General features: G+C 38.5%; 1 protein-coding gene. It reads left to right on the top strand.

What is annotated here, in order from left to right; genetic code table 11:
• Positions 1-507: AMP-binding protein (locus DM397_RS00435; RefSeq protein ID WP_162615428.1), on the top strand; the 507-nt coding region annotated here is incomplete at both ends.

Raw genomic sequence — 507 nt, 5'->3', positions numbered from 1 at the left:
AAATCCGGAGCAGCATATCTTCCAATCGATGTTAATTATCCTCAAGACCGTATAACTTATATTGAAGAAGATTGCAAATGCAAGATAGTTCTTGATGAAGAGGAAATGATGTTATGCAATTTGGAAAGATATAAGTATGGAAAAGAGAATCCGGACCCTATTAATCAGTCAGGTGATTTGGCCTATGTCATTTACACTTCGGGTTCCACAGGACAGCCAAAAGGCGTTATGGTGGAGCATAGCAGTAATGTCAATATGTCCTTGGATCAGATTAAAACCTTTGGAGTCACCCAAAACGACAAAGTGGTCTGGTTTGCTTCTGTAGCTTTTGATGCTTCGATATCCGAGATTATGATGAGTCTGTACAGCGGTGCTGCTTTGTGTATTCCTGGTGAAGAAACCATTAAAGATAAAGAGGAGTTTGTTCAATTTCTAAAAGCCACGCAATCAACAGTTGTAACTTTTCCTCCAAGCTATTTAGCTTTATTAAGCAATGAAGATATCTCA

It is taken from the genome of Flavobacterium nitrogenifigens, assembly GCF_003254565.1.
Classification (GTDB): domain Bacteria; phylum Bacteroidota; class Bacteroidia; order Flavobacteriales; family Flavobacteriaceae; genus Flavobacterium; species Flavobacterium nitrogenifigens.
Note: the sequence above shows the minus strand (reverse complement) of the source record. Positions and strands in the feature narration are given on the sequence as shown.